Below are 26,362 nucleotides of genomic sequence, written 5' to 3' on the forward strand. Positions count from 1 at the left end.
TGTCGTGTCCTGGCGCCCCATCACCCTCGTCGCAGCCTTATGCCTGACGCTCTCCGTACCAGGAGTGGCTTCGGCCGAAGACCCACCGCCCGAGGTCGAGCACCGGACGGGCACCCAAGCGCCCGCCGAGGTGAGCGGCCTGTCCGAGCCCGCGCGGGCGGCCGACCCCGTCGCCGCCGCCAAGGCGCACCTGACCGACCCCCGCTACCACCTCGACCCCGCCGACCTCCAGCCGATCCGCACCGTCGTGGACGGCCAGGACGAGACGGTCAGGTTCGCCCAGCGCCACCGCGGCCTGCCGGTCTTCGGCGCCCATTACCTCGTCCACCTCCGTAAGGACGGTGCCCAGCGCGAGATCGTCGGCGCGGGCGGGCGCTTCCTCACCGAGCTCACCGTGGACACCACCCCGACGGTGACCGAGGAGACCGCCGAGAAGATCGCCGCCGGCCTGCGGCCGCGCGGCTACACCGCCCGCGAGCGACCGGCGGCCACGGCCCGCGAGCTCGTCGTGCTGCCGCGCGGCACGGGCGTGCTCGCCTGGCACGTGGTCCTGACCTCGAAGCGCGGGAGCACCGGGCCGGCGAGCCGGCCGCTGCTGCTCGACGCGTACGTGGACGCCCACTCGGGCCGCCCCCTGTTCACCGTGGACCGCCTCAGGATGGAGGGCCCGGTCCAGGGCACCGGGCGCACCGCCCACGGCCGCGACGTCACCCTGAACGCCTACGAACGCGCCGACGGCAAGTACGAACTGCGCGACCGCGCCCGCCCGATGTGGAACGGCACCACCGGCGAGATCCTCACCTACGACGCCGCCGGCGCCGACGTCCTGGACTTCCTCAACCCGGGCATCCCGCCCGGCACCGAACTCGCCCAGTCGCCGGCCCCCGCCTTCGGACCCGAGCACACCGACACGGGCGCCGTGGACGCCCACCACGGCGCGGGCCTGGTGTACGAGTTCTACCGCGGGCTGGGCCGCGACGGCCTCGACGGCCAGGGCGGCACCATGTTCTCCGTCGTCAACGTCACCATCGGCGGGCAGCCGTTCACCAACGCCTTCTGGGACGGCACCAAGATGGTCTACGGCGGCGGCGGGACCGACTACCACTCCTTCGCCGCCAGCCTCGACGTGGTCGGCCACGAGATGACCCACGGCGTCATCACCCACAGCGCCGACCTGGTCTACCTGGGTCAGTCGGGCGCGATCAACGAGGGCCTGGCCGACTACTTCGGCAACGCCGTCCAGGTGGACGCGCTCGGCATCCCGATGAGCGACCCCGACGCGAGCCTGCTCGGCGAGGGGCTGTGCAAGAACCTGCCGCCCGCCGAGTGCGCGGGCCGCGACCTCGACGACGCCCGCGTGGCCGCCGAGGACTACCTGGGCCTCACCGTCGCGCTCGACAACGGCGGGGTGCACCTCAACTCCACCATCTTCTCCGGCGCCCTCTGGGACGTCAGGGAGCAGCTCGGCGGGCCCAGGGCCGACAGGCTCGCCTACAAGGCGCTGACCGAGTACATGACGCCGCTGGACGACTTCGTGGACGCCCGGCGCGCCGTCGAGTCGGCCGCACGCGCGCTCGGCTGGCCGGCCCGCGACCGGCTCACCGTCGCCCGCGCCTTCGACCGGCACGGCATCAAGCCCGGCTGGGAACGTCACCTGCGTACCGACAGCCGGGTGCTCATCGACGGCGTCACCGACCTCAACGCCATCCCCGACGTGGCCGGCGACCGCTACGTGATCTCCAACTCCTCACCCGACGCCACCGCGCCCAGCCGGATACTCACCGGCCGCCTGCGCGGCGGCAAACCGGTGGTCCTGCACGCCGACGACCGGTGGAACTACTTCCCCAAGACCGACGGCGCCCAGGTCGTCTGGGCCTCCTTCGACGACACCCAGACCAGCTTCCGGATCAGCGCCCGCCCGATCGACGGCAGCGCGCCCGCGCGCGTCGTGCAGGAGACGACGGACGTGGTGAACGGGCTGGCGGTCGCCGGTGACGTCATCGCCTGGGAGGCCTTCGACCCGGCGAACGGCGAGGTCGAGGTCTGGGCCAAACGCGGCACGGCCGCCCCCGTGCGGATCACCGCCGAGGCGGGCGTCTCCGGGTACACGCCCTCGATCAGGGGCGGCAAGGTCGCGTACACGCGCGAATGGGTCGAAGGCGGCGCCTTCCACAGCACGCCCGCGATCTACGACCTGGCCACCGGCACGCAGGTCGTCGTCCCCGAGGTGCCCGGCACCGGCGGCCCGTCGTTCAGCGTGATGCCGATCCTGCTGGACCGCCACGTCGTCTGGACCGCCGACACCGACCGCGACGGGCGCTTCGCCGTCATGCGGGCCGCCCACGACGGCACCGGCACCGCCGCCGTCGTGCCCGACGGGCCGGCCGCGCCCAGCCTCAACTGGTTCGACGCCGGCGACAGCACGATCTCGATCGGCGTCTGGCCGGACGGCGACACGCTGGAGAACGCCACCCTGCCCAAGGTGCTCCAGCTCCCGCTCACCGGCGGCACGCCACGGCGCGTGTCCTGCAACGCCGGGGCGCAGGACTACTTCGCCGCCGGGACGGGCACCAGGCTCGCCTGGCTCGACGGCACCGACGCGACCACCGACCTGGTGACCCGCGACCGTCCCGCCGTCCGCTGCTGAGCCGGGCCCGGCCAGGCCGGCGGGCCTGGCCGGAGCCCGGGGCGGCGCCCGCCGTACCATGCGAGGGGGCGGCGGGCGCCGACTCGCGTCCGGGGCCGTGACCTGGTTTGCTTGAGCCGGCACATCGTCAAGCAGAACGGGGGCGCGGATGGGCGCAATGGAGCCGCAGGCGGAGGTCAAGTTCCGCAGCGACGTGGACGTGGAGCTGGTGAAGTCGGCCGCGTCCGACGCCGACGTGTTGTGGGCGGCGCGGGTCTCCACCAAGGGCGAGAGCTCGCTGGCCGAGATCGAGGCGGACCCCCAGCGCTCCAAGGGCCTGATCAACTTCCTGATGCGCGACAGGCACGGCACACCCTTCGAGCACTCGTCCATGACGTTCTACGTCAGCGCGCCGATCTTCGTGTTCCGCGAGTTCATGCGGCACCGCACGTTCTCCTACAACGAGGAGTCGGGCCGCTACCGGCAGCTCGAACCGGTCTTCTACGTGCCCGGCCCCGACCGCAAGCTGGTCCAGGAGGGCAAGCCGGGCAAATACGTGTTCCGTGACGGCACGCCTGAGCAGCAGGAGCTGGTCGCCGAGACGACGCGGGAGAGCTACCGGCAGTCCTACCGCGCCTACCTGGAGATGATCGAGGCGGGGGTGGCCCGCGAGGTGGCCCGCACGGTGCTCCCCGTCGGCCTCTACTCCTCGATGTACGCCACCTGCAACGCCCGCGCGCTGATGAACTTCCTGTCGCTGCGCGTCAAGCGGGACGACTCCACCTTCCCCTCGTTCCCGCAGCGGGAGATCGAGATGGTCGCGGAGAAGATGGAGGCGCTCTGGGCCGAGCTCATGCCGCTCACCCACGCGGCGTTCGAGGCCAACGGCCGCGTCTGCCCCTGAGCCCCCCTGAAGCCCCTGAGCCGTTGAGCCGTGGCCCGGCGGCTCAGGCGAGCGCCGGGAGCACGTAGACCTCGGCCCCCGGGGGCAGGGCGCAGTCGAGCCCGCCGAGCCCCCGGGCGTTCTCGCCGCACACGATCATGCTGATGTGCCGGCGGATGCGGCCGTAGTCGTCGCGCATCCGCTCCTCCAGCATCGGATGCGTACGCCGCAGCGTGTCGAGGGCCGATCCCAGGGTGGGCGGGGAGTGGCGGTCGGCGCCCACGGCGAAGACCTTGACCTCCGTCCGCCCGCTCACCCACCTGCGCAGCGAGCTGGGCAGCACGAAGACGACCATCATCACCGGTTTCGCGATCAACTAGAGCACCGCCGCGCGCACGGTGAGCACGTCGGGCAGGTGCCGGGCGACCGTCGACCAGGTCTCGCCGTCGTCGCGCGAGCAGTGCACCTCGCCGTCGCGGGTGCCGAAGAACAGCCCCGCCTCCGACGCGGTCATCGCGTCACGCAGCACGGTCGCGTAGACCGGCCCCTCGGGCAGCCCCTGCGAGCACGGCCGCCAGCTCCCGCCCGCGTCGTCGCTGCGGTAGACGCGGTAGCGGTGGTCGACGGGCGTGCGGTCGACGTCGGCCGTCAGCGGCAGCACGTAGACCGTGTCGGGCCGTGACGGATGCGCCACGATCGGGAAGCCGAAGTCGGACGGCAGCGACGAGCCGATGTCGCGCCAGCTCCCGCCGAAGTCGTCGCTGCGGTAGACGCCGAAGTGGTGCTGCAGGTAGAGCCGCTCGGGCCGGGACGGATGCATCGACACCTTGTGCACGCACTGCCCGAACTCGGGGAACTGCTGCCCCTCCGGCAGGAACGGCGCCCGGATGTTCTTGTTGGCCGCCTCCCACGACGCGCCCCCGTCAGAGGTGCGGTAGAAGCCGGCGGCCGAGACGGCGACGGCCATGATCTCCGGGTCGGTAGGATGGCCGACGATCGTGTGCAGGCACAGCCCGCCGCCGCCCGGCTGCCACTGCTCACGGTGCGGATGGTCCCACAGCCCCTCGACCAGGCGGTAGGTCACGCCGCCGTCTTCCGAGCGGAACAGCGCGGCCGGCTCGACGCCCGCCCACACCACGCCCGGCTCGGACGGAGAGGGCAGCAGCTGCCAGACCCGGCTCAGCGTGGCCCCGGTCTTCTCCGGGAAGGCGATGGGCGGCTGCTCCGCCTCCTGCCAGCTCTTGCCGAGATCGTCGGAGTACATCACCGACGGGCCGAAGTGGCCGTATTCGATCCCGGCCAGCAGGCGGGGAGTGGCGCCGCGGGTGTCGACGGCCACGGAGGTCACCGCGATCGTGGAGAACTGGATCGGCTCGACCTCGAAGGGGCCGCCGCCCGCCGAGCGGGCGAGGAACAGGCCCTTGCGGGTGCCGATCGCGAGCACTGCGTCGCTCATGACATTGCTCCAATGTTCGCTTGCGGCCCATCGTGCCACGCGGCACCGACAGTTACCGAGGACTGGGAGATTCCCCGCAGAAGGGTGGCCGGCCGAGCCCGCATTACCTCCCGGGTAATCGAGACCCTTCCCTGCGCCCGATACCTTGTGGGGCATGGGAGCGGTCGCCGTACATGAGGAGTCCTTCGGAGAGTTGCTGCGCGCCTGGCGGCAGCGACGGAGGGTCAGTCAGTTGGACCTGGCGATCGAGGCGGACGTGTCCGCCCGCCATGTCAGCTTCCTGGAGACCGGGCGCGCCCGCCCGAGCCGCGAGATGGTGATGAAGCTGGCCGAGGAGCTGGCGGTGCCGCTGCGGCACCGCAACAGGCTGCTGGTGGCGGCCGGGTTCGCCCCCGTCTATCCGGAACGGGAAGTACGCGCGCCCGAGATGGAGGTCGTCCAGCGGGCACTGGACCGGATCCTGGCCGGGCACGAGCCCTACCCGGCGGTCGTGGTGGACGCCATGTGGAACCTGGTGGCGGCCAACTCGGCGGCGGGCCTGTTCATGGAGGGCGTGCCGGCCGAGCTGCTGACGGAGCCGATCAACGTGATGCGGCTGTCGCTGCACCCCGACGCGATGGGCGGGCGGCTGCTCAACCTGGCCGAGGTACGCGCCCATCTGTTGCACCAGCTCCGCAGGCAGGCCGAGGCGTCCGGGCACGGCCGGCTGGCCGAGCTGCACGACGAGCTGGCGGCCTACACCTATCCGGGCGTCGACCTCAACGTGGCGCACGTGCCGGGGCCGGGCGACATCCTGCTGCCGCTGCGGATCGCGGCCGGTGACCGGGTGCTGTCGATGTTCACCACGATCGCCACGTTCGGGACGCCGCTGGACGTGACGGTGTCCGAGCTGGCCATCGAGACGTTCTGGCCCGCCGACGAGGAGACGGCCGCGGCCTTCGGCGGCCGGGCCTGACCCGGTCGCGTCGGGACGGCCGGGCGAGCGGGCAGTCGCGGGGAGCGCAGGGCCCCGCGCCCGGGTCAGCGGGCTGTCGCGGGGAGCGCAGGGGCCCCGGCGCCCGGGTCAGCGGGCCGTCGGGGGGAGGGCCGGGTGGGGGTCGCCCGAGGCGATGGCCGCCGCCCTGGCCACCGTCGGCGGCTCGCCGCTCATGATCGGCAGGCCGCCCGTGACGGTGTGCGTGCGGACGTCGAGCACGCCGCCCGCCGGCGCCGCCGCCACGGCGAACGCCGGGAAGGCACTGCCGCCGGGGACGATCGAGACCGAGAGGTAGTCGCCCGCCATCCGGCCGTCCGCGGTGGCGGCCAGCCAGCCGGGCGACATCGGCCCGGCCAGCTCCAGCGGCGGCGACCAGCTCGCCCCGCCGTTGGAGGATGAGGTGTAGGCGACCGTGAGGCGGCAGGTCGCGGGCGTGCAGAGGGCCTCGGGATAGCGGTAGTACACGAGCGCGAGCCTGGCCTGGTCGCCCGCGCTCTCGCGGTCCACGCCCAGGCCGGGGATGAAGTGGTCGCCCCCGTCGGAGGTGACCCGGGCGGCCTCGCTCCACGAGGCGCCCGTGGCCGAGCGGCTGAGCACGATGTCGTTGCCGCCGCAGTCGGTCTGGAAGCGGCAGTCGTGCCAGGCGACGTACACGGCGCCGCTCGCGTCGGTCTCCGCCGACGGCAGCGGCGCCGCCCGTAACCCGCCCGCCACCGCGTGCCGCTGCGTCTCCGCGACCAGCACGCTCTCCTCCCAGCTCGCCCCGCCGTCGCGGGAGCGGACCGAGCGGATCCGGCCGTCGTTGCCCAGGTACGGGACCACCACGGCCCCGTTCGGCCGCACCACCGGCTGCCCGCCGATCCCCGTGGCGGACGTGCCCGTGACCTCCCAGGTCAGGCCGCCGTCGGAGGAACGGGCCAGGTGGATCGCGTTGCCGTCGGCGTGGTCGTCGTACAGGACGTGGCAGCGGCCGCGGAACGGGCTTTGCGCGCCGTTGTCGCAGACGATCCACGGCTTGTCCAGGTCGCCTCCGCCCGCCACGGCGGTCGTCACCGGTCTGTCCCAGGTCACCCCGTCGGCCGAGCGGCTGGTCAGCACCGCCGCCCCGGTGAGCCCGCCCGCGTCCGACAGCGCCAGCGAGGCGATCAGCCACACGCCGTGCCGGGCGTCGAAGGCCACCGACGGGTCGCTGACCCGCGCGTACGGCCCGCCGCCCGGCGTCGTCAGGCCGGGTAACAGCCCCTTCGCCCAGGTGGCGCCGTTGTCGGCGGAGGTCGCGAAGGCGATCCCCGACGCGCCCGCGTCGTGGAAGCGGCCCGACTGCTGCGCCGCCACGATGGTCGAGCCCCACTGGAAGGTGTCGGACCCGGCCTGCGTGCCGCGCTGGGCCCTGTCGTCGCCGCCCCTGTCGCCGCCCCTGTCGTCGGCAGTGTCATCGGCGGTGTCGGCGCCGAGCTCGGTCAGCGGCACGCCAACCCCGTCGTCGGCGCGAACGGGAACGGGAACGGCGAGCAGGGCCGCGATGAGGACGGCCACTTCGATGACGGGGACGAGTCCGCCGATTCCTCGGCGCCGGGCGGGGGCTGGCACAGTCCACCTCCACTTGGCGTGTCCCATCCAGATGGCACCGCCCGACCCCCTGCTGTCAACCTCCCGATCAAGAAATGGGACACTTCCGGCCCCGGAGGGCTCATCGTTCGGCGTGGGCGACGTCCCGGTGGATGCGGACCAGGGGCACGCCGTCCCCCTGGAGACGGCGCACGGTCTCGTTGACCATGGCGGCCGGGCCGCACACGTACACGTCGTGGTCGGTCCAGGAGCGCAGGCGCTGCGTCACCTCCGGCAGATGGCCGCGCATGCCCTCGTAGCCGGGCTGGCCCGACACCACCGGCAGCACCCGCAGCCACGGGAACGACGACTCCAGCCTGATCAGGTCGGGCAGGTCGTACAGCTCGTCGGCGCTGCGGGCCCCGTACATCAGGTGGATGGCGGGACGGCGTCCCGAGGAGATGATCGACTCCACGATCGCCTTCAGTGGCGCCAGCCCGGTGCCGCCGGCCACGCACAGCACGTCGCGCACGCTGTTCTCGCGCGGCGTCATCGTGCCCATGGGCGGGCCCAGCATCAGCGTGTCGCCGACCTTGGTGTGCCTGATCAGCGCGGTCGAGACCCAGCCGCCGGGCACGGAGCGGACGTGCAGGGTGATCGTGTTGTCCGGGCGCGGCGCGTTCGCGATCGAGAACGTCCGCCACACGCGCGGCCAGCGCGCGGTCTGCACGCTCACGTACTGGCCCGGCGTGTACGGCAGCCGCTGCGTCGGCAGCAGCGTGAGCACCGCGATGTCCCGGTGCCGCCGCTCGTGCCCGACGACCTCGGCCAGCCACCAGGCCGGGGAGACCCCGGCGTCCGACTCGGCCGCCCCGATCATCAGGTTGGCCGCCGCCGAGTACGCCGACACCCAGGCCGCCTCGATCTCGTGGTTCCACACGTCGGCGGCGAAGCGCCTGATCGTGGCCAGCAGGGCGTTGCCCACGGCCGTGTAGTGCTCGGCGATGACGCCGTACTTGCGATGGTCCCTCCCGAGTTGCCCGAGGAAGCCCGCCAGCCCGTCCGGGCTGTCCAGGCTCCAGACGATCCGGATCAACGAGCTGAACAGCCGGTCCCGCTGCACGTCCATGGCGGGCGGGAACATCCCGCGCAGGTGCGGGTTCTCGGCGAACAACCGGCCGTAGAAGTAGGCCGTGGCCTTGTCGGCCACCGGCTCGATGACGGAGAAACTCTCTTTTACCAGGCGCGGATTCAACGACATATATCCAACCCCACCCCTTGACCGGAAACGCGTTCCGGTCTTCGTCGTTCACCTCCCTGACGGTTCCGGGTCACGAGCGCGGGACAGGCCCCGGCACATCCGTGCGCTCGAATTCGAGTGTTACACCACCGATGACCCGTCACAACCTTTTCCCCCGATACGGTGCGAAGCGGAACTACCTGTAGTGGTTTCGTGATTATCCGCGTCCAGCTGTGTGTGATTTTCGGATGGCTAAGGTGAAAGAAATTAATATTCGCCTTTCATGGCGCCGGAAAGGCCGTTCCCGGGGATTTCCGCGAAGCCGAGGGAATGACGCCCGCCCGGGCCGCCGCGGACCGTCGTCCGGAGGCCGCCGGAGGCAAGTGGCAGGCAGGGATCTCGGGGAGGGGTGACATGTCGGAAAGGGAGTGCGCCATGATGGGGCAAGGGGCCGTCATCTCGAACCGGCTGACAGCCGCCCGAACTCCACCCTGCACCCTGGAGATCGCATGTCCCGTCCGCTCATCGGTATCACCGCCTACTTCGAAGCCGCACGCTGGGGTGACTGGGTGCGCGAGGCCGTGGTGTCCCCACCCTCCTACGCCAAGGCGGTCATCCGGGCGGGAGGCGCGCCCGTGGTGCTGCCGCCGCTCGGCCCGCACGCCGTGGACGACTACGTACGCGGCCTGGGGGGCATCGTCCTGGCCGGCGGCGTCGAACTCGGCGCCGACACCTACAACGGCGAGCAGGACGAGCACGTCGCCGAGCCGCAGAGCCACCGCGACCGGTTCGAACTGGCCGTCGCCAGGGCCGCCGTCCGCGCCGACGTGCCCATCCTGGCCATCTCCAGGGGCATGCACGTGCTCAACGTCGCCCAGGGCGGCACGCTGATCCCCTGGCTGCCCGAGGTGCTCGACAGCGACCGCCACGCCGTCCCCGGCGCCGTCCACACGATCCAGGTCAGCGTCTCCAGCAAGCTCGGCAAGGCCGTCGGCGACCGGATCGAGGTGAGCGTGCCGCACCACCAGTCCGTACGCCGCCTCGGCACCGGCCTGCTGGCCGTGGCCTGGGCCGAGGACCAGATCGTGGAGGGCGTGGAACTGCAGGGACACCGCTTCGGCGTGGGGGTGCAGTGGCATCCCGAGCGGGGTGAGGACAATCGGCTCTTCGATGCGTTCATGGAGGCGGCCCGGTAGGCTGCGATCATGCCGCTGCACCCCCAGGCGCGGGACTTCGTCGCCCAGAACTCGTCGGTCGCCGATGCCGGCCTGTCCTCGCTCAGCCCCGCCGAGATCCGCGAAATGCGCGAGCAGGACCTCCTGGCGCCCCATCGAGGGCCGCTGACGAAGCTGCCGTTCGTCCGCGACGAGCGGGTCGGCGACGTGCCCATCCGCATCTACCGCGCTGACCCGGGCGACGGCCCGCTGCCCGTCGTGGTCTACTTCCACGGCGGCGGCTGGGTCTTCGGCAGTGTCAAGCGCAACGACGCGACCGGCCGCGGCCTGGCCATCGGCACCGGCGCCGTGGTCGTGTCGGTCGACTACCGGCTGGCTCCGGAAGATCCGTTCCCCGCCGCCGCCGACGACGCGTGGACCGTGGTGCGCGACATCTTCGCCAGGCCCGCCTTCTACCAGAGCAACGGCAGCGTCGCCGTGATCGGCGACAGCGCCGGCGGCAACCTGGCCGCCGTCGCCGCCTGGCAGGCCCGCGACGCCGGCCTCACCCTGGCCCACCAGGTGCTCGTCTACCCGGTGCTCGACGTCGCCATGGACACCCCCAGCTACACCGAGAACGCCAAGGGCCTCGGTCTCGACGCCGCCGACATGGCCTGGTTCGTCGAGCAGTACGCCGCCGGCGCCGACCCGGCCGACCCCCGCCTGTCGCCGCTGCGCCTGCCCGACGTCGCCGGGCTGGCCCCCGCCACCGTCGTGACCGCCGAGTACGACGTGCTCAGAGACGAGGGCGAGAGCTACGCCGCCCGGCTGGCCGAGGCCGGCGTGCCGGTCGGCCTGCGCAGATACGACGGCATGGTGCACGGCTTCTTCGTCCTGCCCGGCCTGTTCGACCAGGCCGTCGAGGCCGGCGACTACGTGGCGGAACGGCTGCGCGCGTCGTTCTGAGTCCATACCGGCCATCGCGAACGGGGGAGCGATCATGACGGCGACGACGGGGGAGCGGCCGTGAAGGACGCCTACGACAAGCTGCTGCTCGACACCCCCGCCGAGGGCGTCCTGCGGATCACCATCAGCGAGCCGGGCAAGCTCAACGCCGTCGACGCCACCGCCCACCGCGAGCTGGGCGAGGTCTGGCGCGACGCCGACCGCGACGACTCCGTCAGGGCCGTCCTGATCAGGGGAGAGGGCCGGGCGTTCTCGGCCGGCGGCGACCTGTCCATGATCGAGGACATGATGCGCGACCACGCCACCAGGCTGCGCGTGTTCGCCGAGGCCCGCGACATCGTCTACAACGTGCTCAACTGCTCCAAACCGATCGTCTCCGCCATCCAGGGCCCCGCCGTGGGCGCCGGGCTCGCGGTCGCGCTGCTGGCCGACATCTCCGTCGCCGGCCGTACCGCGCGGATCATCGACGGCCACACCAGGCTCGGCGTCGCGGCCGGCGACCACGCCGCGATCGTCTGGCCGCTGCTGTGCGGGCTGGCCAAGGCGAAATACCACCTGCTGCTGTGCGAGCCCATGACGGGCGCGGAGGCCGAGCGGATGGGCCTGGTCAGCCTCTGCGTGGACGACGACGAGGTGCACGACAAGGCGATGGAGATCGCCGTCAGGCTCGCCGCCGGGTCACCCGAGGCGATCAGGCTCACCAAATACTCGCTCAACAACTGGCTGCGCCTGGCCGGGCCCTCCTTCGACGCGTCTCTCGCGATGGAGTTCCTCGGCTTCACCGGCCCCGACGCGGCCGAGGGAGTGCGCGCGCTGCGCGAGAAGCGGCCGCCCGCGTTCGGCTGAGCCTGGTGTGCTTGCCCGAGCCCCGGGTAGCGGGAGCCCATGGAGGACCACAGGGGGGTGGACCTGCCGAGGCTCCGGCATCGGGAGGCCGCGGCCCCGTCCGCCGAGGCCGAGAACGCAGCCCGGGCGGAGGGAGCCGGCGCCCGCCGGCGGCTGGTGCGATCGCCGGTGGTCCGCGGGACTACGGGGGAGGAGGCCAGGAGCACGTACGCCCGCCGCGACAGGGCGGGTGACCCGGCCTGAGAGCCGGTGCAGAGCCGCGGGGCGGTCCGAGCGTCCGCGTCACGAGGGGTTGAGCAGGAGCTCCCCGGTCAAGAGACGCGGCCCGTCCGATCCAGGCGCCGATCGGGCGGCCGGCCACCCCGTGCCTTCCCGCCGAACGCCCGCGCGTCGCCCGTCAGCGGGGGCGGCGGGCGTGGAAGACGAAGGCCGGCGGGGTGTTGCGCCACACCGTACGCCCCTGCACGACCTCCTCGAACCGCTCCGCCAGCAGCGCGCGGAACCGCCGCGCCGAACTCAACGGAATGGCGTGAATGTAGGAGAACGTGGTGAAAGCCGCCCCAGGGTTCATCGCATCCGTCACCGCACTCAGCAACTCATGCTGCACCTGCTGGGGAAAGGCCGCCCACGGCAACCCGCTCACCACCACGTCGGCCCGGCGCAGCCCGCGCTCGCCGAGCAGCTCACACAGCCGGGAGGCGCTGTCGTTGACCACGTCCACCGTGGGGAAGCGCTCGGCCAGCAAGGTAGCCATCGCCTCGTTCAGCTCCACGGCCAGATGGTGGCCCCGCCCGCCCAGCCGCTGCTGGATCTCCACCGTGAACGAGCCCGTGCCCGGCCCGAGTTCCACCACGATCGGCTCGCCACGCTCGGGGATCGGCGCGCAGACGGCCGACGCCAGCCACCGCGAACTGGGCGCGAGCGCGCCGACGGTTCCGGGGGAGCGCAGAAACTGGCCGAGGAAGAGTGCGGTGTCGTTGGACATGACCCGAACCTAGGCTACCGGAGGGCATGAACGCTCCCCCCTCCGGGCGGAGCTGCGGCCACTTGGAGGAGGCGATGTCCTCCGCGCGGTGGATCAGCAGCTCACACGGGGCCTATACGGTGTGTTCCATGCGTTGGCGCGGTGTGCCGCTTGATGTCCTGCTCGCGGCCTCTGGAGCGGGTCTCGATCTGCTGACCACGGCGAACGCGGGCGACAGCGAACATCTGCCCGTGGAGACGAACCTCCTCATGGCGCTGCTCGTCGGCCTGCCCATGGGCCTCGTCCGCCGCCGGCCCGTGGCCGTCTCCCTCTATCTGGCCGTCGTCCTGGCCGTCACCGACCAGCTCGGCTCCTTCACCTCCAACACGGCGCAGATCCTCGTCTGCGTGGCGCTGGGAGTGGCGGGATACAGCGCGCCGGTGCGCTCCACCGCCCTGGCCGTGATCGCCACGATCTTCGCGACCGCCTTCAACATCGCCGACCCCGGCATCGCCCTCACCGGCAACATGTGGATGTACTCCGTGCTGCTGCCCGTCTTCCCCGCCGTACTCGGAGCGTATCTGCGCAGCTCGGCCGAGCGCCTCGACGAGAGAGACGTCACCCCTGACGCGCTGCTGGCCGCGGGCGGAGTCGCGATCACCGTGCTGAGCACCTGGACCAGCTGGCACTCCGGCACCCAGCCCGTCTGGGTGGTGGGGCTGCTGGCCGTGGTGGGCGGGCTGTCGCTGGGCATCGCCAGAAGGTGGCCCGGCCTGGTCTTCACTCTCCAGGGCATCCTGCTCGTCTCGGCCGACATCTACCTCAACGAGGCGGTCGGCACGTGCCTGATCCTCACCCTCATCGCCATCGGGGTGTTCGCCATGCGCGTGGTGTCGTGGGCCTGGACGCTGGCCGCGTACCTGACCGGCTGCCTGCTCAGCTCCATCGCCGTCGTCGGCGACGACACAGAGATCACCGGCTTCCGCGTCGGCATCCTGCTGACGCTCGTCGCCACGCCCATCGCGATCGGCCGCTACCTGGGCATGCGCCGCGCCGCCGTCGCCTCCGAACGGCTGCGCGCCGAGGAGGCCGCCCGCGCCGCGGTCGCGCAGGTGCGCGCCGACCAGCTCGCCGAACGCGAGCGCATCGCCCGCGACGTGCACGACATCGTCGCCCACCACGTCGGCGCGATGGTGCTGCGAGCCAGCGCCGCCCGCTACACCGCGCCCGACGGCCCCGTCGCCGACGCGCTCAACGACATCCGCGAGACCGGCCACCAGGTGCTGCAGGACCTGCGCGACCTGCTCGACCTGCTGCGCGACCCCGACCGGCAGCCCGATCTGCTGGCCAACCCCGCCGACGTCGTACGCGAGTCCGCAGAACGCATGGCCGCCGCGGGCCTGCTCGTGGACCTCGACCTCGACCCGGCGACCGACCAGGCCCCGCTCATCGCCCGCACCTCAGCGGCCCGCATCGTTCAGGAAGGACTGACCAACGTGCTCAAACACGCAGGCCCCGGCACCCGGGTCCGCGTAACCGTGTCCCCCGCGGAAGAAGGGCTGGACGTGGAGATCCGCAACGGCCGCCCGCCGACCGCCATCGAGCGGCTGCCCTCCTCCGGGCGCGGCCTGGCCGGCATGCGCGAGCGGGTGCGTACCGTCGGCGGCACCCTCAGCGCCGGCCCCGACGGCGAGGGCGGCTGGCTGCTGGCCGCCCACCTGCCCACCCGCCTGTCGCAGGGGAACGCGGCGTGATCCGCGTGCTGGTGGCCGACGACCAGGCGCTCGTCCGCGCGGGCGTGCGCATGCTGCTGCAGGCCACGGGGGACATGGAGGTGGTGGCCGAGGCCGAGGACGGCGCCGAGGCCGTCCGCCTGTCCGAGCGCCACCTGCCCGACGTCATCCTGATGGACCTGCGCATGCCCAGGGTGGACGGGCTCGAAGCCATCAGGCGGGTGCTCGCGGCCCGGCCCGGCACCAGGGTCGTGGTGCTGACCACGTTCGCCGAGGACGGCAATGTCTACGCGGCCCTGCGCGCCGGCGCGGTCGGCTTCCTGGTCAAGGACGACGACCCCGAGCGCATGGTGGACGCCGTGCGCCGGGCGGCGGCCGGTGAGCAGCTGCTCGCCCCGTCCGTACTGCGCCGGGTCGTCGAGCGCTTCCTGGCCGCCGAGGAGCAGGCCGCCGCCCCCTCCGCGCCGCCCGGGCTGACCGAGCGCGAGCTGGAGGTCCTCGCCCTGGTCGGCACCGGCCTGTCCAACGCCGAGATCGCCGAGGAGCTGCATGTCGGCGTCACCACGGTCAAGACCCACATCGCCGCCGCCATGGACAAACTGGGCCTGCGCAACCGGATCCAGGCCGCCGTCGTCGCCCACCGCACCGGCCTGGTGGACGCCGCCTTCCGCCCCGTACGCCAGCCCCGCGGCGGCCCCACCGGCTGACCGCCCGTCCGTCGGGCCCTCCTGGCGGCGGACTTCACCCGGCTGCGGCCAGGGCGCGGGGTGGTCTTTGCGCTGGCGTACCACCCGGGGAGTGGTCTCCGGGGGCGGCCCGCCGCCGCTAAAGTCGGAGACGTGTATGTGAAGATCTGCGGACTGAGTGAGCCGGAACACGTGGCCACCGCCGTGCGGGCCGGCGCCGACGCCATCGGGTTCGTCATGACCCGCAGCTCCCGCCGCGTCTCGCCCGAGCGCGCGGCGGAGCTGGCCGCGCTCGTCCCCGGCCATGTGCTCACCGTGGGCGTGTTCCGCGGCGAGGACCCCGAGACGGTCAGGGCCGCGGCGCTGACCTCCGGCGTGCGGGCCGTCCAGTTGCACGGCGACCACCCTCACGGCGACTTCACCGCGCTGAAGGACCTCGGCGCCCGCCTGATCAGGGCCGTGGACGCCCAGGCCGACCTGCGCTGTGGCGCCTACGACGAAGACCTGCTCATCGTCGACGCCCCCCAGGCGGGCTCCGGCCTGCCGTGGGACTGGGCGGCGGTGCGCGGTCGTCCCTCCGGGCAGTGGATGCTGGCGGGCGGCCTCGGCCCGGCCAACGTGGCCGAGGCGATCGAGGCCGCACGGCCCTGGGGGGTCGACGTGTCCAGCGGCGTGGAGAGCGCGCCGGGCGTGAAGGACTCCGGCCTGATCGAGGAGTTTTTGGAGGCGGTGCGGCGGGCGCATGGATGAGCTCGCCATAGGCCCCGCCCTCGATCGCGGGAGCGCGGCCGCCGACCTGGCACGCGCCGTCGCCTTCCTGCACGCCTTCGCCCGGCGCAGGGCGCCGGTGGTGCGGCCGGTGCCGGGCGGGTTCGCGGTCCTCGACGATCGTTACCCAGGCTCGTACGACGACAACAAACTCATCATCCGCGAGGCCCCCGGCGAGGACCTGGAACGGGCCGCCGAACTGCTGATGGCCGCGGCCGACGAGGCGCTCGCGACGCGCGGGCACCGGCTGGTGTGCGTCGACGACGACCGGCTCGGCACATCCTGCGCCCCCGCCTTCACCGCCGCCGGCTGGACCCACGAGACCAACCTGGTCATGACCTTCCACGGCCCGACCCCCACCACCCCGCCCCCAACGGCGCCCCAGGCCGCATCCCAGGCCGCATCCCAGGCAATGTCCCCAGTCGGGCCTCCGCCGGTTGAGGTGCTCGGGCTGGAGGAGGTGGTGGCGGTGTTGCGGCGCGACTGGCGGGAGTCGCTGCCCGAGGCGTCCGACGAGACGATCGACGCGCTCGCCCGGCGGGCGGAGGCGCGGCTGCCGGGTGCCGCCACGGTCGGCTTCCGTGGCGTGCGTGCCCCCGGCGGCGAGATCGCCACCAGGGCCGACCTGTACGTCCACGGCGGCGTCGCCCAGATCGAGAGCGTCTTCACCGCCGAGCCGCACCGCGGCCAGGGCTACGCGCGGATCCTGATGAACGCGTTGCTCGCCGAGGTGGCCGAAGCCGAGCTGATCTTCCTGCTGGCCGACGCCGACGACTGGCCCCGCCACTTCTACACCAGCCTCGGCTTCGAGATCGTCGGCCGCACCCACGCCTTCCTCCGCACCTGACCACCCGTTGACGCACCCGACCGCCCGGTGGCGCTTGACCGCCCGGCGTTGTCCGGCCGCCTGACGACCTGATGGCGCTTGACCGTCCGGCCGCACCTGATCGTCCGGCTGTGCCTGGACGTCCGGGACCTGGCTGACCGTTCGGCCGGGCCCGATCGACTGGCCGCGCCCGGCGACCTGGCCCTCCCCGGAACCGGTTCGGCCGTGTGGCCAGGGCCCGGGCAGGGTGGGGAGAGTGGGTGTGAGCGGGGCCGCTGTGTTGGAGTTCCACGCAGTAGGGTCTCCTGCGTGAGCGAAACTTCCGCCGAGGACCGGATCTGGACGGTTCCTAACCTGCTGAGCTTCCTGCGCCTCCTGGGCGTCCCCGTGTTCCTCTGGCTGGTTCTCGGGCCCAAGGCGGACGGATGGGCCATCGGGATCCTCGCGGTGGCCGGGTTCACCGACTGGCTCGACGGAAAGATCGCCCGCGCGTTCAACCAGATCAGCAGGCTCGGCCGGATCATCGACCCGGCCGCGGACAAGCTCTACGTCTTCGCCACCATCCTCGCCCTGCTGCTGCGCGAGGTGATCCCGTGGTGGCTGGTGATCGTCATCCTCGCGCGCGAACTCTTCGTCGCGAGTTTCTTTCCTGTACTTCGCAAACATGGATACAAGGCACTTCAAGTGCATTTCCTGGGCAAGGCGGCCATGTTCAACCTCATGTACGCCTTCCCTCTGCTCTTCCTCGCCTCCCACACTGGGTGGTATGCCGATATAGCCCGAATTGTCGGGTGGGCCTTCGCGCTCTGGGGCACGGGCCTGTACTGGTGGGCGGGGGTGCTGTACGGGATACAGGTGCGGCGGCTGGTAAGCGCGGCCAAGAAGGGGTGATCGGGTGAGGGCGGTCGTCATGGCGGGCGGGGAGGGCACTCGGCTGCGTCCGATGACCGCCAACCAGCCCAAACCCCTGCTCCCCGTGGCCAACCGCCCGATCATGGAACACGTGCTGCGCCTGCTCAAACGGCACGGCGTCACCGAGACGGTCGTCACGCTGCAGTTCCTGGCCGCCCTCGTGCGCAACTACTTCGGCGACGGCGACGAGCTCGGCATGAGCCTCCAGTACGCCACCGAGGACCTTCCTCTCGGCACCGCCGGCAGCGTCAAGAACGCCGCCGACCGCCTGCGCGACGATCGATTCCTGGTGATCTCCGGCGACGCCCTGACTGATATTGATTTATCAGACATGGTGCGATTCCATCGGGAAAATCAGGCATTAGTGACGATCGGCCTGAAACGGGTCCCCAACCCCCTCGAATTCGGCATCATCATCGTGGACGAGGAGGGCCGCGTCCAGCGCTTCCTGGAGAAGCCCACCTGGGGCCAGGTCTTCTCCGACACCGTCAACACCGGCATCTACGTCATGGAGCCCGAGGTCCTCGACGCCGTCGCGTCAGGCGAGCCCGTCGACTGGTCCTCGGACGTCTTCCCCGCCCTGCTGGAGCGCGGCGCCCCCATCTACGGCTACGTGGCCGACGGCTACTGGGAGGACGTCGGCACCCACGAGAGCTACCTCAAGGCCCAGGCGGACGCCCTGTCGGGCAGAGTCAGGCTGGACATCGCCGGGTTCGAGCTGTCCCCGGGCGTCTGGGTGGCCGACTCGGCCTCGGTCGACCCCGACGCCGTGCTCAAGGGGCCCCTCCTGATCGGCTCGTACGCCAAGGTCGAGGCGGGCGCGGAACTGCGCGAATACACCGTGCTCGGCAACAACGCCGTCGTCCGCGAGGGCGCCTTCCTGCACCGCGCGGTCGTCCACGACAACGTCTACCTCGGCCCCGGCGCCCACCTGCGCGGCTGCGTCATCGGCAAGAGCACCGACGTGATGGCCGGCGCCCGCATCGAGGAGAACGCGGTCATCGGCGACGAATGCGTCATCGAGGCCGAGGCGTACGTCTCCAGCGGCGTCAAGGTGTACCCGTTCAAGACCATCGAGGCCGGCGCGGTCGTCAACACCAGCGTCATCTGGGAGTCGCGCGGCCAGCGGAACCTGTTCGGCCCCAGGGGCGTCAGCGGCCTGGTCAACGTCGAGATCACCGCCGAGCTGTGCGTCCGCCTGGCCAGCGCGTACGCCACCACGCTGAAGAAGGGCGAGCACGTCGTCACCTCCCGCGACTGCTCGCTGGCCGCCAGGGCGCTCAAGCGCGCCGTCATCGGCGCCCTCACCGCCGGGGCCATCAACGTCCTCGACCTGGAGGCGGCCCCGCTGCCCGTGGCCCGCTTCCACACCGCCCGCGAGTCGGCCGCCGGCGGCATCGCGCTGCGCACCACCCCGGGCGACCCGCAGAGCGTGGACATCGTCATCATGGACGGCCGCGGCGCCGACCTGCCTCCGGCGGCCCAGCGCAAGCTGGAGCGGGTCTTCTCCCGCCAGGAGTTCCGCCGCGCCTTCCCCGGCGAGATCGCCGAGCTCACCTATCCGGCCAGGGCCGTCGAGGACTACACCCACGAGCTGCTGCGCCACGTCGGCGTGGCCGGCGTCAAGGACATGAAGGTGGTCGTGGACTGCGCGGGCGGCACCTCCTCGCTGGTGCTGCCGACGCTGCTCGGCCGGGTGGGCGTCGAGGTGCTCACCGTCAACGCCCGCCTGGACGACGTCTCACCCACCGAGACGCTGGCCGGGCGCCGCCGCGACCTGCAGCGCCTGTCCGAGCTGGTCGGCTCCTCGCGGGCGGCGTTCGGCGTGCGCTTCGACCCGGTCGGCGAGCGCATCGCCCTGGTGGACGAGCAGGGCCAGCTCATCGACGAGGAACGCGCCCTGCTCGTCGTGCTCGACCTGGTGGCGGCCGAGCGCAGGGGCGGCCAGGTGGCGCTGCCGGTCACCACGACCAGGGTCGCCGAGCAGGTCTGCCGCTTCCACGGCGTCCAGGTGCAGTGGACCTCCACCGCGCTCGACGCCCTGACCTCCGCCGCCGCCGGCCCCGACATGATCTTCGCCGCCGACGGGCGCGGCGGCTTCGTGGTGCCCGAGTTCAGCCCGGCCATCGACGGGCTGGCCGCGTTCATGCGCCTGCTCGGGCTGGTGGCCCGCACCCGCCTGTCGCTCAGCCAGATCGACGCGCGGATCCCCGAGGTGAAGCTGCTGCGCCGGACGGTCCCCACGCCGTGGGCGGCCAAGGGCGCCGTGATGCGCTCGGTCATGGAGGCGGCCGAGGCCGAGCCCGACGGCCACCGCGTCGACACCACCGACGGCGTGCGCGTCGCGCACGACGACGGGAGCTGGGTGCTGGTGCTGCCCGCCGCCGCTGAGCCCGTCACCGACCTGTGGGCCGAGGCCGGCGACGTGGACGGCGCCCAGGCGCTGCTCGAACGGTGGGCGCGCATCGTGGAGCAGGCGGCGGGCCGGCCCGGTCACGGAACGTGATCGGAAAGGCTTTACCGATGATGTGCGCGGAGAGTGCCGCAAGATCGTAATGTAGAAACGCGCGGCGGCATGGACCACGGGGCGGGGGCGGCGGTAACTTTGTCTGCGTCCGAACCAACGTGCAGCGCCCCGCCTTGACCTTTGCCGCTGATCAGCGTAAGTTGCGGCATTCGCAAACTTGAAATAGCGAAGCGAGGCGCGCCCCAGAGCACCGTCGCCGCGTCTTCGCGGTAGGAGGCCGAGCCGATCGATGCCGAGCGTCTACTGCACGCAGTGCGGGCACGCCAACCCCGAGGATGCCCGTTTCTGTTCCCGCTGTGGGTCACCGCTGACCAGGCCCGAGGTCTCCGGGGACACCACGTCGACGATCTCCGTCGCGGGAATAGAGGCGTACGAGGCTGAGACAGGCGACATGCTCCTGGCCGAGCGGGCGCTGGTCGAGCAGCTGCCGCCCGGCACGGCGTTGCTCACCGTCACCAGGGGCCCCAACCAGGGCAGCCGCTTCCGGCTGGACAAGGAGCTGACCACCACGGGGCGTCATCCGGAGAGCGACATCTTCCTCGACGACATCACCGTCTCCCGCCGCCACGTCGAGTTCTACCGCCACCGCGGCGGCCAGTTCTCCGTGCGCGACGTGGGCAGCCTCAACGGCACCTACGTCAACAGGGAGCGCATCGAGGAGGTCCCCCTGCACTCCGGAGACGAGGTGCAGATCGGCAAGTTCCGCCTCGTCTTCCTGATGCGAGGCAACCCCGGGGTATGAGCGGGCGGAGCGAGAGACCCATGGACACGGCCTCCGCACGCCCGCGGCCACGGGAGGCGGTCGCGTGAGTTCTCAGGCGGCACGGTCGCACATGAGCATCGGGGAGGTGCTCGCGCTCCTGCAGGGCGAGTTCCCCGATGTCACGATCTCCAAGATCAGGTTCCTGGAGGGCGAGGGGCTGATCGAGCCGGAGCGCAGCCCCTCCGGCTACCGCAAGTTCACCCACCTCCACGTGGAGCAGCTGCGCTTCATCCTCACCGAGCAGCGCGACCACTACCTCCCGCTGCGGGTGATCAAGGACCGGATGGCCGAGAGCTTCGGCCGGCCACGCGAGGTCCGGCAGGCGCAGGAGGTCAGGCTCGACCGGGCCGAGCTGCTCGAGGCCGCCGAGATCGACGAGGAGACGCTCGCCGAGCTGGAGGACTACGGCCTGCTCGTGCCCGTGGCCAGGCGCTACGACGAGGAGGCGCTCAAGGTGGCCCGCGCCGTGGGCGCCCTGTCCCGCTTCGGCCTGCACGCCCGCCACCTGCGGGCGGTCAGGGCCGCGGCCGAGCGCGAGGCCGGGCTCGTCGAGCAGACCGTCGCCCCGATACTCAAGCGGCGCGCCCCCGGCGCCATCGGCGAGGCCGACGAGGTGGCCAGGGAATTGACCGCCCTGCTGCTCGACCTGCACGCATCCCTTGTACGCACGGGCGTCCGCTCGGTCCTGGGGCGTTGAGAGCGTCGCGAGCTGCCAGGCCCGGGCACATTCGAGGCCTGCCGGGTGTTACGTTGAATTGAAGAAGCCATGTCAGCAGAAGTGATGACCGAAGAGCTGTGCCGGGTGACCGGTCAGGAATACGGAGCAGCCCGTGTTGCAGATGGAGGTCGTGGGCGTACGAGTTGAAATGCCCACTAATCAGCCGATCGTCTTGCTCAAGGAGGCACACGGGGAGCGGTTCCTTCCGATATGGATAGGCATGACCGAGGCCACCGCCATCGCGCTGGCCCAGGCGGAGGAGCCGCCGCCGCGGCCCCTCACCCATGACCTGTTCAGAGACGTGCTGAGCGCGCTCGGCGTCGGGCTGCGCGCGGTCAACATCGTCGCCCTGCGTGACGGCATCTTCTTCGCCGACCTGGTCTTCTCCAACGGCGTGGAGGTGAGCGCGCGGCCGTCCGACTCGATCGCGCTCGCGCTGCGCACCGGGGCCCGCATCTTCGCCAGCGAGGAGGTCGTCCAGGAAGCCGGGGTCATCATCCCGGACGACCAGGAGGACGAGGTGGAGAAGTTCAGGGAGTTCCTTGACACGATCACTCCCGAAGACTTCGGCAGGGCGGGGTAGGTATTTCAGTGCATTTACGCTTCACGACGCGCCGAGCCGGATCGTTGACTGCGCATGGTCACGGTCCTACGGTGCAAGTGAAACCCGTGGTCGCCTTTTACGAACCCCCAGATCAGGCCACGGGATGAGAGAAAGCCGGAGGTCCGCGTGGCGGTCAGCAGCGGCGAGGGAAAGACGGCCGGCCAGGAAGATCCGGTACGGCGCGAGAGCGCGCGGCAGCGTGCCGGAGAGCAGGGTCTGCTCTTCGACCAGCAACCCAGGACGCTGCCGGGTGACATCGGATACCGCGGGCCGACGGCCTGTGCGGCGGCCGGCATCACCTACAGGCAGCTCGACTACTGGGCACGCACCGGTCTGGTGGAGCCCACGATAAGAGCCGCGCAGGGCTCGGGATCGCAGCGGCTCTACAGCTTCCGCGACATCCTGGTGCTCAAGGTCGTCAAGCGGCTGCTCGACACCGGAGTGTCGCTGCAGCAGATCCGTACGGCCGTGCAGCACCTGCGTGACCGCGGGGTCGGTGACCTCGCGCAGATCACGCTCATGAGCGACGGCGTCAGCGTCTACGAGTGCACCTCGGCCGACGAGGTGATCGACCTGCTCCAGGGCGGCCAGGGCGTGTTCGGCATCGCGCTCGGCCGGGTCTGGCGTGAGGTCGAGGGCTCCCTCGCGGAGCTGCCGGGGGAACGCGCGGCGGTCGAGGACACCGTCCCGGCCGACCATCCCGCTGACGAGCTGGCCCGCAGGCGACGCGCCCGCCGCACCGGCTGAGGGCACCCGGCTCCACGAGGGCCGGGATGCCGGAAGAGGGGACTCCGATCCCCGGTATGACGCGCAGGCCCCTGGGAATGCGGGGCCCCGCGGCCACCTCCCGAGAGGGCGCCTGGGAGCGCTGAATCCCCAGGGAACACGCACGCGACGGTCCGATGACCGGCTAATGGGGCGTAGCGGTGTAATCTAGGACAGCAAGGCTGACGACCCCGTGCGGGAGAGTCCCCGGGCCCATCGCGGCGCCGGGGCGCCGAAGGAGCAACCCTCCCCGGAATCTCTCAGGCATCCTGTACCGCTCGGGCGAGGCGACTCTGGAAAGCAGGCGCTCCCGCCAGGGGCGCCTCACCGACGGTGCAAGCCCCACCGGGGGTGAAGCTCTCAGGTCGCGGTAGCACGTACGTCGTGCGGCCGCGCTGACAGAGGGGGAGATCCGGCACTCGCCCGCGCCCTGGCGCCGGTCTCCACAGCCTCGGGAGGCACACCCATGACCGATCTGTCAGCTCCGCCGTTCTCGTCCAGGCACATCGGCCCGTCGGAGTCCGAGCAGCAGCGCATGCTCGAAGCCGTGGGCTTCGAGTCCGTGGCGGATCTGGTGGCGGTGGCCGTGCCCGAGTCCATCAGGGTCAAGGACCGCCTCAAGCTGCCCGCCGCGATCGGCGAGGCCGAGGCCGTCGCCGAGCTGCGCGCCCTGGCCGGGCGCAACCGCGTGCTCACCTCGATGATCGGCCTGGGCTACTACGACACCGTCACGCCCGCCGTCATCCGCCGCAACCTGCTGGAGAACCCGGGCTGGTACACCGCCTACACGCCGTACCAGCCGGAGATCTCGCAGGGGCGCCTGGAGGCGCTGCTGAACTTCCAGACCGTCGTCTCCGACCTCACCGGCCTGCCCGTCTCCGGCGCGTCCCTGCTGGACGAGGCCACCGCCGCCGCCGAGGCCATGACGCTGGCCCGCCGGGCGGGCAAGTCGAAGAGCTCCGTGTTCGTGGTGGACGCCGACGCGCTGCCCCAGACCAAGGCCGTGCTCGCCACCAGGGCCGAGCCGCTCGGCATCACGCTGGTGGAGCACCCACTCGACGGCGAGCTGCCCGAAAGCTTCGGCGTGCTCGTGCAGTACCCCGGCGCCTCGGGCCGGCTGCGCGACTTCCGCGCCGTGGCCGCCGCCGCCCACGAGGCCGGCGCGCTGGTCGTGGCCGCCGCCGACCTGCTGGCCCTGACGCTCATCGCCGCCCCCGGCGAGCTGGGCGCCGACATCGCCATCGGCTCCTCACAGCGCTTCGGCGTGCCGTTCGGGTTCGGCGGGCCGCACGCCGCCTACATGTCCGTACGCGAGGGGCTGCAGCGCCAGCTCCCCGGCCGCCTGGTGGGCGTGTCGGTGGACGCCGACGGCGACCCCGCCTACCGCCTGGCCCTGCAGACCCGCGAGCAGCACATCCGCCGCGAGAAGGCCACCAGCAACATCTGCACCGCCCAGGTCCTGCTGGCCGTCATCGCCGGCATGTACGCCGTCTACCATGGCCCCGAGGGCCTGCGCCGCATCGCCCACCGCGTCCACCGCCACGCCGGCGCGCTGGCCGCCGGGCTGCGCGAGGGCGGCGTGGAGATCGTGCACCAGGAGTTCTTCGACACCGTGCTCGCCCGCGTGCCCGGCCGGGCCGCCGAGGTCGTGGCCGCCGCCGCCGAGCGGGGCGTCAACCTCTGGCAGGTGGACGACGACCACGTCTCCGTCGCCTGCGACGAGAAGACCGGCGCCGCCGAGGTGGCCGCGGTGCGGGCCGCCTTCGGGATCTCCCCGGACGGCGGGGCCGAGCCCGAGCACACCCCCGACGCGCTGCCCGCCGAGCTCCTGCGCGAGAGCGCGTACCTGACCCACCCGGTCTTCCACGCCCACCGCTCCGAGACCGCGATGCTGCGTTACCTGCGCAAACTGCAGGACAAGGACATCGCGCTCGACCGCTCCATGATCCCGCTCGGCTCCTGCACGATGAAGCTGAACGCGACCACCGAGATGGAGCCGATCACCTGGCCCGAGTTCGCCGCGATCCACCCGTACGCGCCCGCCGGGCAGACCGAGGGCTACCGCGAGCTCATCGGCACGCTGGAGGGCTGGCTGGCCGAGGTGACCGGCTACGACGCCGTCTCCCTCCAGCCGAACGCCGGCTCGCAGGGCGAGTTCGCCGGGCTGCTGGCCATCCGCGCCTACCACCGCGACCAGGGCCAGGGCGAGCGCGACGTCTGCCTCATCCCGTCCTCGGCCCACGGCACCAACGCCGCCAGCGCCGTCATGGCCGGCATGCGGGTCGTCGTCGTGGCCTGCGACGACGACGGCAACATCGACCTGGCCGACCTCGACGCCAAGATCGACAAGCATCGGGACGCGCTGGCCGCGATCATGGTGACGTACCCGTCCACGCACGGCGTGTACGAGGAGAGCATCACCGAGGTCTGCGCCAAGGTGCACGAGGCCGGCGGCCAGGTGTACGTGGACGGCGCCAACCTCAACGCCCTGGTCGGCCTGGCCAAGCCGGGCGAGTTCGGGGCCGACGTGTCCCACCTCAACCTGCACAAGACCTTCTGCATCCCGCACGGCGGCGGCGGCCCCGGCGTCGGCCCGGTCGCGGTCCGCGCCCATCTGGCCTCCTACCTGCCGGGCCACCCGCTGCACGACGGCAGCGCGGTCGGTCCCGTCTCGGCGGCCCCGTACGGGTCGGCCGGCATCCTGCCGATCTCGTGGGCGTACGTCAGGATGATGGGCGCCGACGGACTCACCGCCGCCACCGAGCAGGCCATCCTGTCGGCGAACTACCTGGCCAGGCGGCTGGCCCCGCACTACCCGGTCCTCTACACCGGCCGCGGCGGCCTGGTCGCCCACGAGTGCATCATCGACCTGCGCCAGATCACCAAGGAGACCGGCGTCACCGTCGACGACGTGGCCAAGCGGCTCATCGACTACGGCTTCCACGCCCCGACCATGTCGTTCCCCGTCGCCGGGACCCTCATGATCGAGCCGACCGAGAGCGAGGACCTCGCCGAGCTCGACCGGTTCGCCGACGCCATGGCCGCCATCAGGGCCGAGATCGCCAAGGTCGCCTCCGGCGACTACGACAGGACCGACAACCCGCTGCGGAACGCGCCCCACACGGCCGAGTCCGTCAGCGCCGACGAGTGGACGCACCCGTACGGGCGCGGCGAGGCCGCCTACCCGCTGGCGTCGCTGCGCGACGGCAAGTACTGGGTGCCGGTGCGCCGCATCGACCAGGCCTACGGCGACCGCAACCTGGTGTGCTCCTGCCCTCCGCTGGAGGCGTACGAGGACTGAGCCGAGCGAGGTGGGAGGACTGTCACCCCGGTGCCAGTCCTTCCGCGTCAAGTGAGCAGACATGATCGTCAGAAGTCGTTAGGCTTCGGTGCGACCGTCG

General features: G+C 71.9%; 23 protein-coding genes and 1 riboswitch. Of the genes, 18 read left to right on the forward strand and 5 right to left on the reverse strand.

All coding sequences use genetic code 11. The annotated features are described in order from the left end of the window. Positions 1 to 4 precede the first annotated feature (4 nt). Positions 5 to 2,647, forward strand: coding sequence for a M4 family metallopeptidase (locus AB0C27_RS13130; RefSeq protein ID WP_357842341.1), 2,643 nt, complete (start codon positions 5 to 7; stop codon positions 2,645 to 2,647). 148 nt (positions 2,648 to 2,795) lie between these two features. After that, positions 2,796 to 3,530 (forward strand): FAD-dependent thymidylate synthase, encoded by a 735-nt coding sequence (gene thyX / locus AB0C27_RS13135; RefSeq protein WP_346113464.1) that lies wholly within the window; start codon positions 2,796 to 2,798, stop codon positions 3,528 to 3,530. 43 nt (positions 3,531 to 3,573) lie between these two features. On the opposite strand, the gene AB0C27_RS13140 is transcribed toward thyX, so the two are convergent. Both AB0C27_RS13140 and AB0C27_RS13145 read right to left on the reverse strand, forming a co-directional pair. After that, positions 3,574 to 3,885, reverse strand: a complete 312-nt coding sequence (locus AB0C27_RS13140; protein ID WP_357842344.1) for a hypothetical protein — start codon at positions 3,883 to 3,885, stop codon at positions 3,574 to 3,576. Beyond that, positions 3,886 to 4,965 carry an exo-alpha-sialidase gene (locus tag AB0C27_RS13145; protein WP_357842347.1) on the reverse strand — a complete coding sequence of 360 codons (1,080 nt, stop codon included), beginning with the start codon at positions 4,963 to 4,965 and terminating at the stop codon, positions 3,886 to 3,888. A gap of 154 nt (positions 4,966 to 5,119) precedes the next feature. Between AB0C27_RS13145 and AB0C27_RS13150 the strand changes: the two genes are divergently transcribed. Continuing rightward, on the forward strand, positions 5,120 to 5,920 hold the full coding sequence (locus AB0C27_RS13150) for a helix-turn-helix transcriptional regulator (RefSeq protein ID WP_357842350.1): 801 nt from the start codon (positions 5,120 to 5,122) through the stop codon (positions 5,918 to 5,920). Positions 5,921 to 6,028: 108 nt separating this feature from the next. On the opposite strand, the gene AB0C27_RS13155 is transcribed toward AB0C27_RS13150, so the two are convergent. Both AB0C27_RS13155 and AB0C27_RS13160 read right to left on the reverse strand, forming a co-directional pair. After that, positions 6,029 to 7,531, reverse strand: a complete 1,503-nt coding sequence (locus tag AB0C27_RS13155; RefSeq protein WP_357842354.1) for a sialidase family protein — start codon at positions 7,529 to 7,531, stop codon at positions 6,029 to 6,031. A 100-nt stretch (positions 7,532 to 7,631) separates the two neighbouring features. Beyond that, positions 7,632 to 8,750 (reverse strand): globin domain-containing protein, encoded by a 1,119-nt coding sequence (locus tag AB0C27_RS13160; protein WP_357842357.1) that lies wholly within the window; start codon positions 8,748 to 8,750, stop codon positions 7,632 to 7,634. Between the two features lie 488 nt (positions 8,751 to 9,238). Between AB0C27_RS13160 and AB0C27_RS13165 the strand changes: the two genes are divergently transcribed. Genes AB0C27_RS13165 through AB0C27_RS13180 form a run of 4 tightly spaced genes read left to right on the forward strand, consistent with a single transcriptional unit; the run spans position 9,239 to position 11,938 of the window. After that, positions 9,239 to 9,925 carry a gamma-glutamyl-gamma-aminobutyrate hydrolase family protein gene (locus AB0C27_RS13165; RefSeq protein WP_357842360.1) on the forward strand — a complete coding sequence of 229 codons (687 nt, stop codon included), beginning with the start codon at positions 9,239 to 9,241 and terminating at the stop codon, positions 9,923 to 9,925. A 9-nt stretch (positions 9,926 to 9,934) separates the two neighbouring features. Further along, positions 9,935 to 10,849, forward strand: a complete 915-nt coding sequence (locus AB0C27_RS13170; protein ID WP_357842363.1) for an alpha/beta hydrolase — start codon at positions 9,935 to 9,937, stop codon at positions 10,847 to 10,849. A gap of 60 nt (positions 10,850 to 10,909) precedes the next feature. After that, positions 10,910 to 11,695, forward strand: a complete 786-nt coding sequence (locus AB0C27_RS13175) for an enoyl-CoA hydratase/isomerase family protein (protein WP_326643817.1) — start codon at positions 10,910 to 10,912, stop codon at positions 11,693 to 11,695. Positions 11,696 to 11,734: 39 nt separating this feature from the next. Continuing rightward, positions 11,735 to 11,938, forward strand: coding sequence for a hypothetical protein (locus tag AB0C27_RS13180; RefSeq protein ID WP_357842367.1), 204 nt, complete (start codon positions 11,735 to 11,737; stop codon positions 11,936 to 11,938). Positions 11,939 to 12,092: 154 nt separating this feature from the next. Here AB0C27_RS13180 and AB0C27_RS13185 read toward each other — a convergent pair whose 3' ends face one another. Beyond that, positions 12,093 to 12,680: a methyltransferase domain-containing protein gene (locus tag AB0C27_RS13185; protein ID WP_357842370.1), complete on the reverse strand. Its 588-nt coding sequence runs from the start codon at positions 12,678 to 12,680 to the stop codon at positions 12,093 to 12,095. Positions 12,681 to 12,808: 128 nt separating this feature from the next. Between AB0C27_RS13185 and AB0C27_RS13190 the strand changes: the two genes are divergently transcribed. From AB0C27_RS13190 to gcvP, 11 genes are all read left to right on the forward strand, one after another. Beyond that, the gene (locus AB0C27_RS13190; protein ID WP_357842373.1) at positions 12,809 to 14,413 is read left to right on the forward strand and encodes a histidine kinase; all 1,605 of its coding nucleotides are present in this window, start codon (positions 12,809 to 12,811) and stop codon (positions 14,411 to 14,413) included. Then, positions 14,410 to 15,099 (forward strand): response regulator transcription factor, encoded by a 690-nt coding sequence (locus AB0C27_RS13195; protein ID WP_357842376.1) that lies wholly within the window; start codon positions 14,410 to 14,412, stop codon positions 15,097 to 15,099. Before AB0C27_RS13190 ends, AB0C27_RS13195 begins: the two co-directional genes overlap by 4 nt. 132 nt (positions 15,100 to 15,231) lie before the next feature. Continuing rightward, positions 15,232 to 15,828, forward strand: coding sequence for a phosphoribosylanthranilate isomerase (locus AB0C27_RS13200; protein ID WP_357842379.1), 597 nt, complete (start codon positions 15,232 to 15,234; stop codon positions 15,826 to 15,828). Beyond that, positions 15,821 to 16,693, forward strand: coding sequence for a GNAT family N-acetyltransferase (locus AB0C27_RS13205; RefSeq protein ID WP_357842382.1), 873 nt, complete (start codon positions 15,821 to 15,823; stop codon positions 16,691 to 16,693). The genes AB0C27_RS13200 and AB0C27_RS13205 overlap by 8 nt, the downstream gene beginning before the upstream one ends. Before the next feature lie 288 nt (positions 16,694 to 16,981). Then, a complete protein-coding gene (locus tag AB0C27_RS13210) occupies positions 16,982 to 17,563 on the forward strand; it encodes a CDP-alcohol phosphatidyltransferase family protein (protein WP_346110939.1) in 582 nt (193 codons plus the stop codon). A gap of 4 nt (positions 17,564 to 17,567) precedes the next feature. Further along, positions 17,568 to 20,090 carry a mannose-1-phosphate guanyltransferase gene (locus AB0C27_RS13215; protein ID WP_357842385.1) on the forward strand — a complete coding sequence of 841 codons (2,523 nt, stop codon included), beginning with the start codon at positions 17,568 to 17,570 and terminating at the stop codon, positions 20,088 to 20,090. 250 nt (positions 20,091 to 20,340) lie between these two features. Beyond that, positions 20,341 to 20,853, forward strand: a complete 513-nt coding sequence (locus tag AB0C27_RS13220; RefSeq protein ID WP_357842388.1) for an FHA domain-containing protein — start codon at positions 20,341 to 20,343, stop codon at positions 20,851 to 20,853. Positions 20,854 to 20,944: 91 nt separating this feature from the next. Next, positions 20,945 to 21,571 carry a MerR family transcriptional regulator gene (locus tag AB0C27_RS13225; protein WP_106237612.1) on the forward strand — a complete coding sequence of 209 codons (627 nt, stop codon included), beginning with the start codon at positions 20,945 to 20,947 and terminating at the stop codon, positions 21,569 to 21,571. Positions 21,572 to 21,704: 133 nt separating this feature from the next. Further along, positions 21,705 to 22,175, forward strand: coding sequence for a bifunctional nuclease family protein (locus AB0C27_RS13230; protein WP_090771501.1), 471 nt, complete (start codon positions 21,705 to 21,707; stop codon positions 22,173 to 22,175). Positions 22,176 to 22,322: 147 nt separating this feature from the next. Continuing rightward, positions 22,323 to 22,943, forward strand: a complete 621-nt coding sequence (locus AB0C27_RS13235; RefSeq protein WP_106237615.1) for a MerR family transcriptional regulator — start codon at positions 22,323 to 22,325, stop codon at positions 22,941 to 22,943. 204 nt (positions 22,944 to 23,147) lie between these two features. Beyond that, a riboswitch (glycine riboswitch) is annotated at positions 23,148 to 23,248 on the forward strand. A gap of 179 nt (positions 23,249 to 23,427) precedes the next feature. Beyond that, on the forward strand, positions 23,428 to 26,262 hold the full coding sequence (gene gcvP / locus AB0C27_RS13240) for an aminomethyl-transferring glycine dehydrogenase (RefSeq protein WP_357842392.1): 2,835 nt from the start codon (positions 23,428 to 23,430) through the stop codon (positions 26,260 to 26,262). Positions 26,263 to 26,362: the final 100 nt, after the last annotated feature.

It is taken from the genome of Nonomuraea sp. NPDC048882 (assembly GCF_040649755.1).
Taxonomy (GTDB): domain Bacteria; phylum Actinomycetota; class Actinomycetes; order Streptosporangiales; family Streptosporangiaceae; genus Nonomuraea; species Nonomuraea maheshkhaliensis.

Excerpts from the sequence above, each read along its gene's own strand:
- AB0C27_RS13180 (WP_357842367.1), top strand. The coding sequence starts at position 11,735 with ATGGAGGACCACAGGGGGGTGGACCTGCCGAGGCTCCGGCATCGGGAG.
- gcvP (WP_357842392.1), top strand. The coding sequence starts at position 23,428 with ATGACCGATCTGTCAGCTCCGCCGTTCTCGTCCAGGCACATCGGCCCG.
- AB0C27_RS13170 (WP_357842363.1), top strand. The coding sequence starts at position 9,935 with ATGCCGCTGCACCCCCAGGCGCGGGACTTCGTCGCCCAGAACTCGTCG.
- thyX (WP_346113464.1), top strand. The coding sequence starts at position 2,796 with ATGGGCGCAATGGAGCCGCAGGCGGAGGTCAAGTTCCGCAGCGACGTG.
- AB0C27_RS13145 (WP_357842347.1), bottom strand. The coding sequence starts at position 4,965 with ATGAGCGACGCAGTGCTCGCGATCGGCACCCGCAAGGGCCTGTTCCTC.
- AB0C27_RS13165 (WP_357842360.1), top strand. The coding sequence starts at position 9,239 with ATGTCCCGTCCGCTCATCGGTATCACCGCCTACTTCGAAGCCGCACGC.
- AB0C27_RS13220 (WP_357842388.1), top strand. The coding sequence starts at position 20,341 with ATGCCGAGCGTCTACTGCACGCAGTGCGGGCACGCCAACCCCGAGGAT.
- AB0C27_RS13150 (WP_357842350.1), top strand. The coding sequence starts at position 5,120 with ATGGGAGCGGTCGCCGTACATGAGGAGTCCTTCGGAGAGTTGCTGCGC.
- AB0C27_RS13185 (WP_357842370.1), bottom strand. The coding sequence starts at position 12,680 with ATGTCCAACGACACCGCACTCTTCCTCGGCCAGTTTCTGCGCTCCCCC.
- AB0C27_RS13160 (WP_357842357.1), bottom strand. The coding sequence starts at position 8,750 with ATGTCGTTGAATCCGCGCCTGGTAAAAGAGAGTTTCTCCGTCATCGAG.
- AB0C27_RS13190 (WP_357842373.1), top strand. The coding sequence starts at position 12,809 with ATGCGTTGGCGCGGTGTGCCGCTTGATGTCCTGCTCGCGGCCTCTGGA.
- AB0C27_RS13225 (WP_106237612.1), top strand. The coding sequence starts at position 20,945 with ATGAGCATCGGGGAGGTGCTCGCGCTCCTGCAGGGCGAGTTCCCCGAT.
- AB0C27_RS13205 (WP_357842382.1), top strand. The coding sequence starts at position 15,821 with ATGGATGAGCTCGCCATAGGCCCCGCCCTCGATCGCGGGAGCGCGGCC.